The organism is Fulvitalea axinellae (assembly GCF_036492835.1).
GTDB lineage: Bacteria > Bacteroidota > Bacteroidia > Cytophagales > Cyclobacteriaceae > Fulvitalea > Fulvitalea axinellae.
Genome location: NZ_AP025314.1, coordinates 3508661 through 3523056, shown reverse-complemented (window position 1 = coordinate 3523056; position 14396 = coordinate 3508661). Strand labels below are relative to the sequence as shown.

The following is a 14396-nucleotide window of genomic DNA, read 5'->3' as shown; positions in this document are numbered from 1 at the left end:
TTTTGGTTCGGTACGAAACACCTGATACTCTTACTCGAAATCAGTGCCGTTGTGATGTCCTGACATTAACAATCCGGCATCTGCGGAGTAGTTGATACACGCCTCAAGCATATGAGGTCTTGAATTGTGATTGACGGACTGCAAACGTATTCGATGCTATGCCAAAGCCATTAAACCTTACGCAAAAGCTTATCAAATCCCATCTTTTGGAAGGGGAGATGACTCCCGGAACAGAAATCGGGCTAAGGGTAGATCAGGCGTTAATGCAGGATGCGACAGGAACCTTAGTGATGTTGGAACTGGAAGCGATGGGGCTGAAGAGGGCGAAAACGGAGGTTGCCGTTCAATACGTCGATCATAACCTGTTGCAAACGGACTTTAAGAATGCCGATGACCATTTGTTTTTGAAATCAGCGGCTCAAAAGTTCGGAATCTGGTTCAGCCGGCCAGGCAATGGCGTTAGCCATCCTGTGCATATGGAGCGTTTTGGTAAACCGGGAAAAATCTTACTGGGTTCAGATAGCCATACTTGCGCGGCGGGAGGCTTGGGAATGCTGGCTATCGGTACTGGAGGCTTGGATGTGGCGCTGGTAATAGCGGGGCATCCGTATCATGTCAAGATGCCCAAAGTTTTGGGTGTTCATCTTAAAGGCTCTCTGCCGGAATGGGTGAGCGCAAAGGATGTGATCTTGGAAATGTTGCGCCGATATGATGTGAAAGGTGGCGTTGGTTATGTGATCGAATATTACGGAGAAGGGTTGGATTGTTTAAGCGCAATGGACCGTCACGTAATAGCGAATATGGGCGCTGAGCTAGGAGCTACTGGAAGTGTGTTTCCGTCAGATAAACACACGTTAAAGTTCCTGAAAGCACAAGGGCGTGAAGCCGATTGGTCGGAGCAAAAAGCCGATCCTGAATGTGAGTATGATGCGCATGAAGAAATCAATTTGTCCGAGCTGGAGCCGTTGATCGCTTGCCCAAGTAGCCCAGGCAATGTGGTTCCTGTTCGAGAGGTAGCTGGAAAAGCGGTGCACCAATGCGTAGTAGGGTCGTCAGCGAATCCGGGTGTACGCGATTTTTGGATTGTGAGTAGAGTTATGGAAGGCAGAATGGCTCATCCACAAGTTTCATTGGACATAAACCCTACCTCCAGGCAAGTGATTGAAAATCTCGATAACGAAAATGCTTTCCGTCCTTTGGTACATGCTGGTGCAAGATTTCACCAATCGGGTTGTATGGGTTGTATCGGGATGGGCCAAGCGCCCGCTTCCGGAAAGATTAGCTTAAGGACGATGCCCCGGAATTTTCCGGGCCGTTCGGGTACTTTAGACGATCAAGTTTATCTCTGTAGTCCGGAAACCGCCGCCGCCGCCGCTTTGCGAGGCGAAATTACCGACCCGCGGGAGTTAAAAGATCTTTATGGAATTACTTACCCTAGGTATACGTATCCTGAAGCGGCAATTGTAAACACTTCCATGCTTTTGGAGCCATTTGAAGATGGAGAAGGTCTAAAATTGGAAAAAGGACCTAATATTAAGCCGTTGCCGGAAATGTCGGAACTGCCAGATCAAGTTGAGGTGCCGACGCTTCTTAAAATGGAGGATAATGTTTCTACCGATGAGATTCTAAGGGCGGGGGCTGTCGTGTTACCGCTCAGAAGTAATATTCCTGAGATTAGTAAGTGGTCTTACTACATAATCGACCAAGGTTTTTACGATAGGGCGGTGAAAAATAAAGAGAGTTATTCCAGTTTTGTGGTGGTAGCGGGAGATAACTATGCCCAAGGCTCAAGCCGGGAACATGCGGCGCTGGCTCCAAGGTATTTGGGACAAGTGGCTGTAATTGCTAAAAGTTACGCAAGAATCGGGTGGCAGAACTTGGTGAATTTCGGGATAGCGCCGTTGGAGTTTGAGAATCAAGATGATTATGCTCGGATTGATCAAGATGACGTTATCAAGATCGAAAATATAAGGGAGTCAATAGCGAAAGGGCTTCCTGTAACAGCAAAAAACTTGACTAAGGATAAAGAAATTCAACTAAAACATAGCCTTAGCCCTCGACAGATTGAAGTGCTATTGGCGGGAGGGGCGATTAATTACTATAAGGAGAGGTAAAGAATTGGCTGTAATCGATAGTTGCTTGGAGAGAGGTTGCCCATTTTGGGCAGCCTCTTATTACATGCGCTTTTACCAAGTCGGATCTATACTTTTGGTCACCATCTTACCATCGGGTTTATAGGCTCGTATATGTATCCAGCTGTAGGTCTCTTCATCGAACTTTTCATTCTTTAAAGGCGTGTCTTTTTTCTTGAATTCAATTTTGGTCAATTCTTTAGGCTTGACAATTGTCTCCTTTCCAGGGAAAAGAAAAGCAGGCTCTGAGACATAGTCAATATTGTTTTTCCCGTGAATGAGAACAACAACGTCAGAAATCGGGTATGAAAAATTATTACGGACTTTGATACTTTCTTTATCGTAGCTGATTGATATTTTTTCGTCCGTCACGGTTTCTGTGATATTTGATTCGAAAGTTGTTCTACTACCTCGGCCATCGGCTATCTCGGTCCTAATCGCAAAAAACTCAAAAGGCATATGCCATTTGAATGTAATGTCTTTGAAGACATATCCAGGGTCGCCTCTTTCGGTCGTGATTAGGAAACTGTCGAGTGGGAGAAGTATAACAGCGTCAGGTTTTACTATCGGCAGTGCCTTCACATATGATCCAGCGTGATCAAATGCCATAATAAACCCTCCTCCGAAGGTTGCGATCCCCGTGTTTTTGACACTGAGAGTATTTGGGCTAGTTTGCCTTACTTCGATTTGAACGCCAACCTCGTCGTCGTCTTTGCAAGAAGTGCCGAATAGGACGAAAAATGAAAAGACGATTAAAAGCCACGGAGAAGCTTTTTTACTTGAATAATTCATTAGATAAGATTAAAAGTGTTTGTAAAACACATCCCCGCTAGCTCCTCTACACTTGTAAAAGACACGATTGCCTTTAAAACAGTTGTTTTATGGCTAATGATCTGCTTTTCTGCTCATTAGTTTCACCAATACTTGATATTCCGGAAACCGAGCCAATATGGATTTGATAAGAACCATTAGCGGGACAGCGAGTAACATTCCTATTATTCCCCAAAGGTAGCCCCAAACAATCAATCCGATAAGAACAGTGATAGGGTTTAGCGCTAGCCAATCTCCTAAGTATTTGGGCTCCACAAGGTTTGTGGTTACAAATTGAAAGACAATTAAGATCGAGAAGAAAACCAGAAAGAGTGAGAAAGACGGAATCTGAAGTAAAGCCAGAATGCCTACTAGAATCGAAACCGTGATAGCTCCTATATTTGGGAGGAAGTATAAGAAAAAAGCGAAAATTCCCCAGAAAAGGGCGAAATCTACATTGAAAAACGTACAGCAAAGATAGAAGATAAGTCCATTTGCTAGACTGGCCAGTGTCTTCACTTTTATGTACTGGATTACCGATTTTTTGATAAGCTTAAAATCCTCGATCATTTTAAGCCCTTTTTGCTCTGTTCCGCCTAAGTACATTAGGTAACGTTCGTGGTTGATTATGGAATAAAGCATAAAAATGAGGTAGATGGCGGCGAGTCCTATGACCTCGGAAACTTTTCCCACTTCGTTCAGTACTGCGCCCGTTATGTTGATCAGCGATCTGGTATTGATCATGTCAAGGGGTTTGTCAATCCAGTTTTTTATGATTAGGCGCCCGTTGGTAACCTTTTCCACAAAATTGGAAATAGAAGTGGTTTGCTCGGTAATTTTCTCCCCGAAGGTGTTTTTTTGTTCGATTATTTGGTTGACGGTTTCAGTAATCAAAGAGGTGAAAAGATAAATGGCGATGGCGTGCAGCGCAAGGACGAGAAGGATACTCACGAAAAAGGGGACTTTCTTTTTTCGAAGCCCATTGATGATAGGTTCAAGTAAAAGCCCGACAAAGACGGCCAACACCAAAGGCAGAATAATTGCCTGAAGTTTCATCAGCAAGTAAGCGCAGAGGACTGTGACAATTAGCGCTAGCTTTGAGTTTATGGCCCGCAGTAAATCCGTATTTAGCATATGGGTTGCTGACGCAAAAACTTTTCCGGCAACAAAAAAGCCACCCGATAAGGTGGCTTTAATATTAGGATGAGATTTGGTGTTTACCAAATCTTGATTTTTATGCTGTCAGGACGAACCATTTTGTCAGTTTCTTTAAGAGAGAATGCTTTCTCAAATTCTTTCAGGTTTGACAATGGGGCGAAACCGCGGATCATGGCGGGTGCGTGTACGTCAGTGATGAGACGATTGCGGAGCGCTTTGTCCGTGTATTTCGCGCGCCAAACCGTAGCCCAAGAAACGAACAAACGCTGCTCTGGAGTCAGGTTGTCGATATTCTCAGGACGGCCGTGACGGGCCAAATACTTTTGCAAAGCGTAATACGCCATGGTAATACCTCCCAAGTCGGCGATGTTTTCACCCAAAGTAAGTTTGCCGTTTACATGGAGCGAATCCAAAACAACGTATCCGTCGAATTGCTTGACCACTTTGTCCGCTTTTTTAGTGAAACGTTCGGCGTCGGCCGTTGTCCACCAGTCGTTCAAGTTGCCTTTTGCGTCGTATTGGCGTCCTTGGTCATCGAAGCCGTGGGTGATCTCGTGTCCGATAACCGCTCCGATGCCTCCGTAGTTAACGGCGGCGTCAGCTTTGTAATCGTAGAACGGTGGCTGTAAGATAGCGGCCGGGAAAACGATCTCGTTGCTTACAGGGCTGTAGTAGGCGTTGACTGTTTGTGGTGTCATATGCCATTTCGTTTTGTCGATTGGCTTATGAAGGTCGTCAATGTTCTTCTTGCGTTCGAATTCGCTGGCGCTGATAACAGCCGCTACATAAGATTGCTTAGGTGAAATGTCAAGTTTTTCGTACGTCTCCCATTTGTCTGGGTAACCGATTTTTACACGGAAAGCCTTGAGTTTGTTTTGCGCTTTAACCTTGGTTTCTTCCGACATCCAGTCGAGCTGGTTGATTCGCTCGCTGAAAACGTCTTGGATATCTTTTACCATTTCCAAAGCTTTGGCTTTGGCTTCCGGTGGGAATACTTCTTCCACGTATACTTTGCCAACGGCAAATCCTACGGTTCCGTTAACGGTTCCGAGTACTCGCTTCCAACGAGGCTTCATTTCTTTGGCGCCTTTCAAAGTCTGGGCGTAGAATTCCCAATTGGCGGTCTCGAACTCGGACGGGAGATAAGAAGCTACAGCGTCGATCAGCTTCCAGCGGAGATATGTTTTGATATCTTCAATGGAAGATGATTGGATCAGCCCGTTCATCGCTGTCATGAAATCAGGTTGCTGAACGATGATATAAGGCACTTTTGTGTAACCCGACGAAGCGAAGTAAGACTTCATGTTAAAGCCCAGAATTTTCTTGTCCAGGTCCGCAACGCTCATTTTGTTATAAGTGCGCTTAGGATCGCGGAGTTCCACTCTGCTAAGCTGAGCCTTGGCGAGAGCGGTTTCCATCTTCAGGACCAAAGCAGCTTCTTTTTCCGCTGTTTGTTTGCTGTCACCCAACAATTCGAACATCTTGGCGAGATGGAGCGAATATTTTCCTCTTACTTTTTCGAATGAAGGTTTGAGGTAATAGTCTCGGTCTGGAAGGCTGGTGCCTCCGGCCACTACATAAACAGTCTTCTTTTCACTGTCTTTTTTGTCTATGTACACATAGTCGCCGAAGAATCCGCCTATGCCTTTGTTGTGCAGGTCGGCCAAGAGTTTGCCGAGATCCTGTTTGTTTTGCAAAGCGTTGATTTGTCCGAAATAGGCTTGTAAGGGTTTGATCCCGTCAGCTGAAATTCTGGCCGAATCCATACCAAGTTGGTAAATAGTTACGGCTTTACCTTGGTCCGAATCGGTTTTGTATTTCTTGGATTCAGATGCCTCGGTAAGGATACGGCGTAGAATGTTGTTATTTTCCTCTGCAAGTTCGCCGAAGCTTCCCCAGCGTGTTTGGTCAGACGGGATTTTGGTGCGGGCTAACCAGCCCCCGTTGGCATAGCCGTAGAAATCCTGTCCCGGATAGGTCTGGAGGTCCATGTTCTTGACATCCAACCCGTGAACGTGCTCATGTTGTTGGCTAGTGTCCATTTTCTTTTCGTTGTCTTTGCTTCCGCTGGTACAAGCGAAAACGGCGGAGGCTAGAAGGGCGTAAGCCCCGCCTTTCAAGATTTGTTTCATGATGAGGTCGGTAATAAGTGAAATAATTCGTCAAAAGTAAGAAATATCCTTAAAACGCATAGTATTGGTATATTCCATGCTGTTATTTTGCGGTTGTTGATACAATGAATAACATGACGAAGACAGGATCGTTAAATGATCCGACTTTTTTAATTTTAAAGACTATGGAATATCCTTTCGAATATCAAGCGGGCCTCTCGCTTACGATTTTGGATGACTTCGATGATTTTGTGAGCTCAACAAGCGAAGATTCCCTCGGGGACGACGCTATGACGGCCCTTGACATGGAAAATGAATTCATCCTGGATTAAGTTTTTAAAACGAAGCCTTATTTTTGCGGTAAGGCTTACAATATAAAACTTAGTCCCAAATTATGCAGAACAAAAACATAGTACATCGGTACTTCAAAAAAGAACTGGGAGACTACACCATAATCGTTCAGGTGGATCCGGAAACGTTTATGGGGCTGGAGCTGATAAAGCATCCTGACGGGAAGTTGGAGAAGACGAAAATGACGTTTGACGAAGATATTTATGAAGACCTGAAGGTTGATGAGTTTGAGGAGACTAACGGTCTGGCCTTCAATCTGTACCTGAAAGGTTTGGCGTAAAAGTTAGTGGTGTTTTTTCTCGAAAAAGGCCTTGGGAGCTATGCCAAGGATGTTTTTTTGACGAAAACCCATTGACAATAGAAAATATTGCCGTACATTTGCATTGGCGATTCGGGGCTATTGCTCCCTCTGAATTCCCCCAGGGCTTGACAGCAGCAAGGGTAAGAGGTTGTAGCGATGAGATTCCGGATCGCTATTTTTTTATGTGATTTTTCGATTTATGATATCGATTTTTCTCTAAGTACACCTACCGGTCTTTCTCATTTACAATTTTTTTCAAGAAAAAAACGAAAAAAGCCGTTGGTTTTATAACTAAATCCCTAAATTTAACTAACAAGCTAGTTTCTTGGGTGGAAACGAATCGATTCAAAAGTCTCAGAAATGGAAAATACAGATAACCTAAAAAAACTTACCCGCGCCGAGGATGAGGTAATGCAAATCCTTTGGAAGTTGGATAAGGGAGTGGTTAAGGACGTGATAGCGGAAATGCCCGCTCCTAAGCCCGCGTACAACACTGTTTCGACAATCATCAGAATTTTGGAAAGGAAGGGTTTTGTTAGCCATAAGGCATATGGCAAGACGTACGAATACTTTCCTTTGATAACAAAAGCCGAATACAGCAACTTCTACCTGAAAAGTTTCATGGGAAGTTACTTCGGCGGATCTTTCCGCAAATTGGTTTCTTTCTTCGTGAACGAAAATGACATCGATAGCGGAGAAATGCAGGAGTTGATGAATTACGTGAAGGACAAGGATAAAACGCCGGAAAAAGGAAACGAATAAGTAAGAAGACCTATTAGGCATGCTTTCGTTTGTTATCGAAAATATCATCGCTACGGGGCTGTTTTTCCTGTTTTACCGGAAGGTTCTGGCTAAAGAGCACGCGTTCAGGCTTAACCGTTACTATTTGCTGGTGGCGTTGGGGCTGTCCGCTGTATTGCCTCTTTTTCCATGGTCTAATTTTTTGGATTTTGCTCCTTCCGAAAACCTAAAGCCCCTGATTGTGCTTTTGGCCGAAAACGGGATTCCCCAAATAGGCGAAGGAGCGGATGCGGTGTCCGAGGGCAGGTCTTTTGGCTTGTCGACTTTTTTTGTCGGGTTGTACGGGGTGACGTTACTGTTTTTGCTCGTACGCTTGTCGGGAAGAGTCTGGATGATTTTCGATCTAATCAAACGTTATAGGCACGATGTCACCAACCACGGAAATTTCCGTGTAGTGACACTCAATGGCGATGCCTCAACGTTTTCTTTCCTGAATTTTATGTTTTGGAATCCGAAAGAAGGGCTCGATACGGAGTCCGAAAAACGGATTTGGAACCACGAGTTGGCGCATATCAAACAACGCCACAGCCTTGACGTATTGTTTGTGGAGTTTATGTGCGTCATCTTCTGGTTCAATCCTTTCCTGTGGTTTTTCAGAAAGGATATTATGGCCAATCACGAATTTTTAGCCGATAGCGAAGTCCTGAAAGACAATGATTGGTCTGATTATGCGGATCTTCTGGTTAGGCAGCTTTTCAATAATATGGATTACGACTTGGGGAATTTCTTCAACAAGTCGATGACGTTGCGCCGGGTGCGGATGATGAAAGACGTGGTGCCTATAAAGCGTTGGAAATACTGGATTGTTGTTCCGTTTATATTGCTGTCGATGGTTACGGTTGGCTGTGTACAGGAGATGGTGGTAAATGATTATGACGGTAAGTATTTCCGTGATCTGAAAGGAGAGAAGCTAATTGTAAGAGAATATCCGATAAAAACTTACAAGAGCGAAGTCGTTATCAATTCTTTGAAAAAAGAAGGGCTAGTGATCCAGCGGATGAATGTTGATAATAAAAAAGGTGTGGTAAGGCTGACGCTTAAAAAAGGCGAATGGCTTGACGGTAACCTTATCAAAATTGATTCGAACGCTAGGAGGAGCTTCTCCGAAGAGGAAATTATAAAAGCGGCCCAATCAGTTGGCGCTAATAAGATTGAAAAGATAACCTCGCCTCAGGATTCGGGTCAGAAGCGGTTGGAAGTTTTGTTGAAAGACGGAACTAAAAAAACGTTTAGGCGCTAATCAACAAAGAGGTTGAAGAATATTAAAGCTTTGGGATTTCCAAAGCTATTTTTTTGGACTGGCCCCGCCTTCTGCTTTCGTAATTTCGCCTGAAGCTGAAAGCGCCGTCCACTGACTTTCTTCGTCTGATGATGATTCGCCGCTGAAGTGATTGGCGTCGAAAAGTAACTCCTCGTGTTCGCCTGATTGTTCCAAAATATCTGGTAGTACACTTGGTAGAATAAGCGGTCTTGCGGTGTCTCCGGATCTGCGTTTTGGAAGGCCTGCGTCAGACCTAAGCCTGTTTTCCACTTCGGAAATATTACGTCGCTCTTCCGCGTCTATCCATTTTCCCATCGATGGTTTTTTCAAGAACTCATCTTCGAACAGTCCGGCCCAAGACTCGCCTTGGGTGATGTTGGTAGCCTTTGCGAGCGCTTTGGCGTAAGAGATATAAGCGGGGCCGAGAATCAGAATCGGTTGCCTTTGGGACTTCCCACTTTGGTGCTGGCTGAGTTTCTGCCGTCTTCTGCCTACGTATAGCGAACGTGAACTTTGTAGCTTTTCGTCGTCAAGTAACAGTCTGGCGGAGCTTCCTTTTCCGGGTTTTAGGCTTCCGGAAAAGAAAGAAGTGTAGCATCGCGCATTATGTTTGTCTAAAGCTTCAGTTACCGCAAAATCGGGCAAGCCACCCGAATTGATGCTTTCGATTACGATCGGATGTCGTGTGTTGGAGGCGAATGCCCGTCGTAAGACCGAACGCCCTTGCGGGTTGCACATAAGCCGGGCGTGAATCGCATCCAACATTTCGGGGGTACTTGAGCTACCGGGTGTTTGATTATTGGAAAGAGCGGCCCGGCTTCCGGCCCACACTTTTGCCCATAGTTCTTGGGCTTCGGCCAGACCATGTTTGTCCATTGTCTCTTGGTGCGGAATCCAGATTTGGTGTGCGTTCGAAACAATATGAGCTGTTACTTTAGTGTGTTCTTTACGAACCCTGTCGAGTAAATCGAATAGAATCGGAATCATAGCTGGAACGTTTTCCGGGCTTGGGCTTTTTCGGCCGAAGACCATCGGGTGGTCCATATGCCAGTGGTAAATTAGATGTTCCAGATCATGCAGGATTGCCATTCGGCGATGCAGGACTGCTTGCCCAAGGTAGCTGGACATAGCTTCGTACATTCCCAACAGTTCTATTATGTGTTGACTCGTTAGGTTTTGGACCCCGAAACCTTCGATTTGATGTTGGAATTCGCTGGATTTGGGCAAATTGTATTCAACAATCAGATTTGGTTCAGCAAGTGGTGCTTTTGTCTCGCTGGTTTTTCCTTTGGTGGCGACGACGGTAAGCGGGGAAGCTTTGAACTCATCAGCGATACTGTCGTGGAATGATTGGCCTGACTTACTTCCGTACATTTTCATAAACCAGGCTTTTTGGTTAGCGTGGTCTAGGCGTTTCATTTTTTCGGTGTACTCAAGCCAGATGGCTTCATTGGAAGCTTGGAATTCGGGAAGGTTTCTGTGTAATTCCATTTCGCTCATATCGGCGAATTTTTCCTCGTGACTGGCTAACAGCATCCGGAGTCTGGCCATTTTCAGCGCTTTTCGATCACGCTGTTCAAAGGAAACATAATCGTTGCCGTCTTCGCTGACCGCTACGGCCGGAGCGAAATAATTTGTTGCCAAGTGCCGGGCGAAAGGTGTCGCTTCGCCGGTTTGCAACATGCTTACGGCGGTACCGCCAAGTGGAGGAACCGCATGCCGATTTATTCCCAAGGTTTCTGAGGCTGGATCCAATTTTCCTTCGCTGTACATTTTAACGTATTCGAACATATTGGCGTGACCGTCAGGGCTGGGGCACAGTTTGTTGGCCATGGCTGTCGAGGCCTCTTCGGTTTCGGGGATTTCGCCGTCTTTTCTTACCAAAAGATTCCGTAAGTGCTTAAGCGGATCAAACAGATCGTCAGTTAAGCTCACTCCGTTTTCTTCAGATTTATAAGGTGCTTTGGGAAGAAAATTCGCTTTTCTGGTTTGGCCATTTCCCAAAGTCATCGTAGCTGTGTCGCAGGAAGCGCCGCGGTACATCATAGTTTCAAAAGGAAAAAGCGAATGTTCCGTTGGCGGAACCTTTAGCGATGGTCTGACTTCGAACAGTATGTGTCCTTGGACGCTTAGGTGGGATCCTGTTGGGACCAATCTTATATCGGCGCTTTGCGAATGAAGCGTTTCGTTACTTTTGGAGATAATAGACGGAAGTGCGAAGAGGCTTTTTGCCTGAAGCCCGGGATGTTCGGGAATTGCCAGGCTCATGTCGTCGGAGATTAGGAAATGCGCGTGACTGGAAGGTATCGGAATACGATTGATTTCCAAAGTAGGGAATCCGCCTGGCCTTTGGGTATTGATTTGCTGGCTTTGCATATGCGTAGCCGGAGCGAAAAGCTCCACATTCAGCTCCGCGTAGTCTCTGCTACTGAAGAACGCCTGGACAATCTTGCCATCACCGGCTTTACCGACTTTGTTTCGGGCGCTATTTTTTCTTCTAGGGTAAAACAATTGCTTTGGCTGGCGCTTGTCTGCCGAATATTAGGAATTCGCAAGAGTGAAGCCAATTTCACCCCGCATGGCTTAGTGGTGATGGCGTTTTCTCGGTGGAAAATTGCTGTCAGGGCTTTTTTTCGCATAGTTCCCCATCTTTTCGTCGCTTTAGAGGCTGTAGAGGTCGATATTTCTGGCGAAAGCCTTAAATTTATGTTACTGGAAGTAATTGAACACCGTTAGGATAAAATGACAACAAAGACCAAGTTTATATTCGTTTTCGTACCCTTGCTTTCGTTGATTTTTAGCGTCGCTAGCGCCGACAATACCAAAAAGTCGTTGCGGATGTTGGAGAAAGGCGAGTGGCGTAAAGTATGGGAACTTTCGCATAAGGATTTACAGAAGGACAGTTCCAATGTAGGCGCACATTACGCTTTGTCTTTACTTTTTTCGGAAAATAAATTCGAGGATTATAATCTGGACTCATCCTATTATGAGATAATCGAGGCGATAAATTTTTATTCTCTTTATGCCGAGGATTCGAAGGAAAGGGAGCGTTTGGGTAAAATCGATGTGGATAGTCTGGTACTGGACAATCAGCGGAAACGCGTCGACAGTCTGGCTTTTGAAAGTGCCAAAGAATCTGACGGATTAGAGGATTACAAGAAATTTATCGGTCAGCATAAAGGGGCTATTGAGTTGCCGTTGGCCATTGCCCGCCGAAATGAGATTGCCTTCGAAAACGCCACAAAAAGCAACACGTTTTTGTCTTACCGCAGATTTTTGCAGGAATATCCGGATGCGGACCAAGCGACGGAAGCCAAGCGGAGGTATGACCGGCTTTTGTTCGAAACGAAAACAAAAAGCGGGAAACTGAGCAGTTATAAGTCTTTTTTGGAAAACCATCCTTCGACCCCTTACCGCTCCGTGGTGGAGGCTGAGATTTTCAAGGTCATGGTCGCCGGCAATAATCAGGCTTCGGTAGAGGCTTTTATTAAAGAGTATGGACTGAAAAGCCCGGTTATAAAAGTTGCGGAAAGCTATCTTTATCATATTTACCGAGAGGAACACAAAGGGGCGAAGGGATTCCTTTCGGCTTATTGGAATATTCCCGGTGTCGATTCGCTGAAGAACGTGATTGCGGTGGATACGATTCCGTACTTGTTGGGACGTTATGAAGAATCCGATAACAAGTATTGGTTCGCAAAACCTAACGGAACACCGCTTTGGGAAAAGCGTTTTGCCGGAATCCAGCACCGTTATCTCTGCGACGGCTTTACGGACGATTTTGTAATGGTCAGCGAAGGCGGGAAGTCGCATCTTTTGGGTAGAAACGGAAAGGAATTTTACAGTGGAAATTTCGAGTCAGCGACACCTTTGGGGTACGGTTTGGTCTCGGTACAGGCGGATTCCGGTATTGGAGCGGTACACGAATGTGGTTGGGATATAGTCGAGCCGGAGTATGAGTATGTGGGCGTTATCGGAAAAGGATTTTTGTTGGTTGGCCGAGATGAGAAATTCGGACTTTTCAGTGCTACAGGCAAAAAATTGCTGAAAGTCGAGTATGACGAAATTGCTGTGAACGGCGATTTTGTCTTATTGCGTCAGCAAGATATGGTGGCTGTATTGCCGTTGTCAAAAGTGATCAAGGCGGCGGATAAGCATCCTGTAAATCCTCGTTTTGTGTATGAGGACGCGGAGGTGATTGGCGGAAAATATGTTGTGGGTTATCAGGGAGATAACGAGAACCTTTCGGATAGTGCCGGCGCGACTTTGATTTCATCCAAAGATCAGGAAATCTTTAAAATCTCGGAGTATTGGGCCACAAAATCAGCGGACGGTTATAGGCTTTATAACAGCAAGGGACAGCCTTTGGGCGATTCGGTTTTCGAAGACCTGAAGATGAACAAGCGTTGGCTTGCCTTGCGAAAAGGAGGTAAATGGGCAACGCTCGGTCTAGGGAGAGAAGGCCAATTAAGCGATTACCGTTACACGGACGTGAATTTCCTGAGCGATGACATTTCCTTGTTCTATGCCGCCGATTCCGTTTGGGCGGCGTTTTCCGATGTGGCGGTGAAAAACTTTGCGGGAAAATACACTTTCCGTCTAGTGAAATCTGCGGACGAATCGGTTCCGACGGAATATTTGCAAGTCAAGAACGCTAAGAAATACGTCAAGGTTTATAATGAGTTTGGAAAGGAAATCCTTTCCGGATATTATAACAATATCGATCCGCTGGGACCCGATTACTTGATTTATAGACAGAAGAAAATGGGCCTGTTGAGAAAAGATGGCAAACGACTTCTCAAAAACGTTTATGACGGAATCGGGCATTATACCGATGGTTACGTTTCCGTTTTGTTGGGCAAGCGTTTCGGTGTTTTCAACGACTCTCTTAAGGTTTACATCAAACCCCAGTATAGTGAGCCAATCGCCGTGTACGGTGGTGGTTTGTTAGTGGCCACTCGAGGGGGAAAGAAGGCGATAGTGGATAAGGCGAACAAAAAACTGACGCCTTTTGAATATGACAAAATAGAATATTGGACAGATTCCGTAGCCTTGGTTAAGACTGGCGAGCTTTGGAGTTTTTACAATATCTCGCAGAAAAAGAAAGAGGGAGAGGTTTTTCAGGAATATTCGTTGCTGAAAGACAGTCCGACCGAAAAAGTGATTTTGACATCAATGGATGCCAGAAACGGTGTCGTCAGCTCGTTGCACGGCAAAATCGTGGCGGATAATTTCGATACTGTCCGGAATATCGGATCGGAAGAGGATCCGCTTTATTTCTGCGAGAAGTTCTTCTCCGAAGCCGATCTTTATATCATTTTGTATTACAACTCGATAGGGGAGCGGATTGGGCGCCAGAGCCTGACCGAAGAGCAATTTGAGAAAATCAGTTGCGAATAGATTGACTCCGTTCAGTGGTCCGGAAAAAAAGCAAAAGAAAACGCCAGCGATGTAGTGTCGCCGGCGTTTTT

The 14396-nt window shown here is 45.4% G+C and carries 11 protein-coding genes and 1 other RNA gene; 8 read left to right on the top strand and 4 right to left on the bottom strand.

The features are described 5' to 3' along the window. Positions 1–158: 158 nt before the first annotated feature. The gene (locus tag AABK39_RS13295) at positions 159–2114 is read left to right on the top strand and encodes an aconitate hydratase (protein ID WP_338391824.1); all 1956 of its coding nucleotides are present in this window, start codon (positions 159–161) and stop codon (positions 2112–2114) included. Between the two features lie 72 nt (positions 2115–2186). On the opposite strand, the gene AABK39_RS13290 is transcribed toward AABK39_RS13295, so the two are convergent. The 3 genes from AABK39_RS13290 to AABK39_RS13280 form a co-directional block, all read right to left on the bottom strand. Then, the gene (locus AABK39_RS13290; RefSeq protein ID WP_338391823.1) at positions 2187–2924 is read right to left on the bottom strand and encodes a hypothetical protein; all 738 of its coding nucleotides are present in this window, start codon (positions 2922–2924) and stop codon (positions 2187–2189) included. Positions 2925–3017: 93 nt separating this feature from the next. Next, positions 3018–4076 carry an AI-2E family transporter gene (locus AABK39_RS13285; protein WP_338391822.1) on the bottom strand — a complete coding sequence of 353 codons (1059 nt, stop codon included), beginning with the start codon at positions 4074–4076 and terminating at the stop codon, positions 3018–3020. An 83-nt stretch (positions 4077–4159) separates the two neighbouring features. Then, positions 4160–6232: a M13 family metallopeptidase gene (locus tag AABK39_RS13280; RefSeq protein WP_338391821.1), complete on the bottom strand. Its 2073-nt coding sequence runs from the start codon at positions 6230–6232 to the stop codon at positions 4160–4162. Positions 6233–6396: 164 nt separating this feature from the next. Here AABK39_RS13280 and AABK39_RS13275 point away from each other — a divergent pair, with 164 nt between their 5' ends. The 5 genes from AABK39_RS13275 (at position 6397) to AABK39_RS13255 (ending at position 8904) form a co-directional block, all read left to right on the top strand. Then, a complete protein-coding gene (locus tag AABK39_RS13275) occupies positions 6397–6543 on the top strand; it encodes a hypothetical protein (protein WP_338391820.1) in 147 nt (48 codons plus the stop codon). Positions 6544–6605: 62 nt separating this feature from the next. Beyond that, positions 6606–6842 carry a hypothetical protein gene (locus AABK39_RS13270; RefSeq protein ID WP_338391819.1) on the top strand — a complete coding sequence of 79 codons (237 nt, stop codon included), beginning with the start codon at positions 6606–6608 and terminating at the stop codon, positions 6840–6842. Between the two features lie 103 nt (positions 6843–6945). Then, an RNA gene (ffs, locus tag AABK39_RS13265) (signal recognition particle sRNA small type) lies at positions 6946–7042 on the top strand. Between the two features lie 181 nt (positions 7043–7223). Then, positions 7224–7625 carry a BlaI/MecI/CopY family transcriptional regulator gene (locus AABK39_RS13260; RefSeq protein ID WP_338391818.1) on the top strand — a complete coding sequence of 134 codons (402 nt, stop codon included), beginning with the start codon at positions 7224–7226 and terminating at the stop codon, positions 7623–7625. 19 nt (positions 7626–7644) lie between these two features. Continuing rightward, the gene (locus AABK39_RS13255) at positions 7645–8904 is read left to right on the top strand and encodes a M56 family metallopeptidase (RefSeq protein ID WP_338391817.1); all 1260 of its coding nucleotides are present in this window, start codon (positions 7645–7647) and stop codon (positions 8902–8904) included. Between the two features lie 45 nt (positions 8905–8949). On the opposite strand, the gene AABK39_RS13250 is transcribed toward AABK39_RS13255, so the two are convergent. Further along, positions 8950–11193 carry a hypothetical protein gene (locus tag AABK39_RS13250; protein WP_338391816.1) on the bottom strand — a complete coding sequence of 748 codons (2244 nt, stop codon included), beginning with the start codon at positions 11191–11193 and terminating at the stop codon, positions 8950–8952. A gap of 81 nt (positions 11194–11274) precedes the next feature. Between AABK39_RS13250 and AABK39_RS13245 the strand changes: the two genes are divergently transcribed. Continuing rightward, positions 11275–11661: a hypothetical protein gene (locus tag AABK39_RS13245; protein WP_338391815.1), complete on the top strand. Its 387-nt coding sequence runs from the start codon at positions 11275–11277 to the stop codon at positions 11659–11661. 6 nt (positions 11662–11667) lie between these two features. Continuing rightward, positions 11668–14325 (top strand): WG repeat-containing protein, encoded by a 2658-nt coding sequence (locus AABK39_RS13240; RefSeq protein WP_338391814.1) that lies wholly within the window; start codon positions 11668–11670, stop codon positions 14323–14325. The last annotated feature ends 71 nt before the right edge of the window (positions 14326–14396 follow it).

What these genes read in the sequence shown, in the direction of transcription:
- AABK39_RS13295 (WP_338391824.1), top strand. Translation starts at nt 159, where the DNA reads ATGCCAAAGCCATTAAACCTTACGCAAAAGCTTATCAAATCCCATCTT.
- AABK39_RS13290 (WP_338391823.1), bottom strand. Translation starts at nt 2,924, where the DNA reads ATGAATTATTCAAGTAAAAAAGCTTCTCCGTGGCTTTTAATCGTCTTT.
- AABK39_RS13285 (WP_338391822.1), bottom strand. Translation starts at nt 4,076, where the DNA reads ATGCTAAATACGGATTTACTGCGGGCCATAAACTCAAAGCTAGCGCTA.
- AABK39_RS13280 (WP_338391821.1), bottom strand. Translation starts at nt 6,232, where the DNA reads ATGAAACAAATCTTGAAAGGCGGGGCTTACGCCCTTCTAGCCTCCGCC.
- AABK39_RS13275 (WP_338391820.1), top strand. Translation starts at nt 6,397, where the DNA reads ATGGAATATCCTTTCGAATATCAAGCGGGCCTCTCGCTTACGATTTTG.
- AABK39_RS13270 (WP_338391819.1), top strand. Translation starts at nt 6,606, where the DNA reads ATGCAGAACAAAAACATAGTACATCGGTACTTCAAAAAAGAACTGGGA.
- AABK39_RS13260 (WP_338391818.1), top strand. Translation starts at nt 7,224, where the DNA reads ATGGAAAATACAGATAACCTAAAAAAACTTACCCGCGCCGAGGATGAG.
- AABK39_RS13255 (WP_338391817.1), top strand. Translation starts at nt 7,645, where the DNA reads ATGCTTTCGTTTGTTATCGAAAATATCATCGCTACGGGGCTGTTTTTC.
- AABK39_RS13250 (WP_338391816.1), bottom strand. Translation starts at nt 11,193, where the DNA reads ATGAGCCTGGCAATTCCCGAACATCCCGGGCTTCAGGCAAAAAGCCTC.
- AABK39_RS13240 (WP_338391814.1), top strand. Translation starts at nt 11,668, where the DNA reads ATGACAACAAAGACCAAGTTTATATTCGTTTTCGTACCCTTGCTTTCG.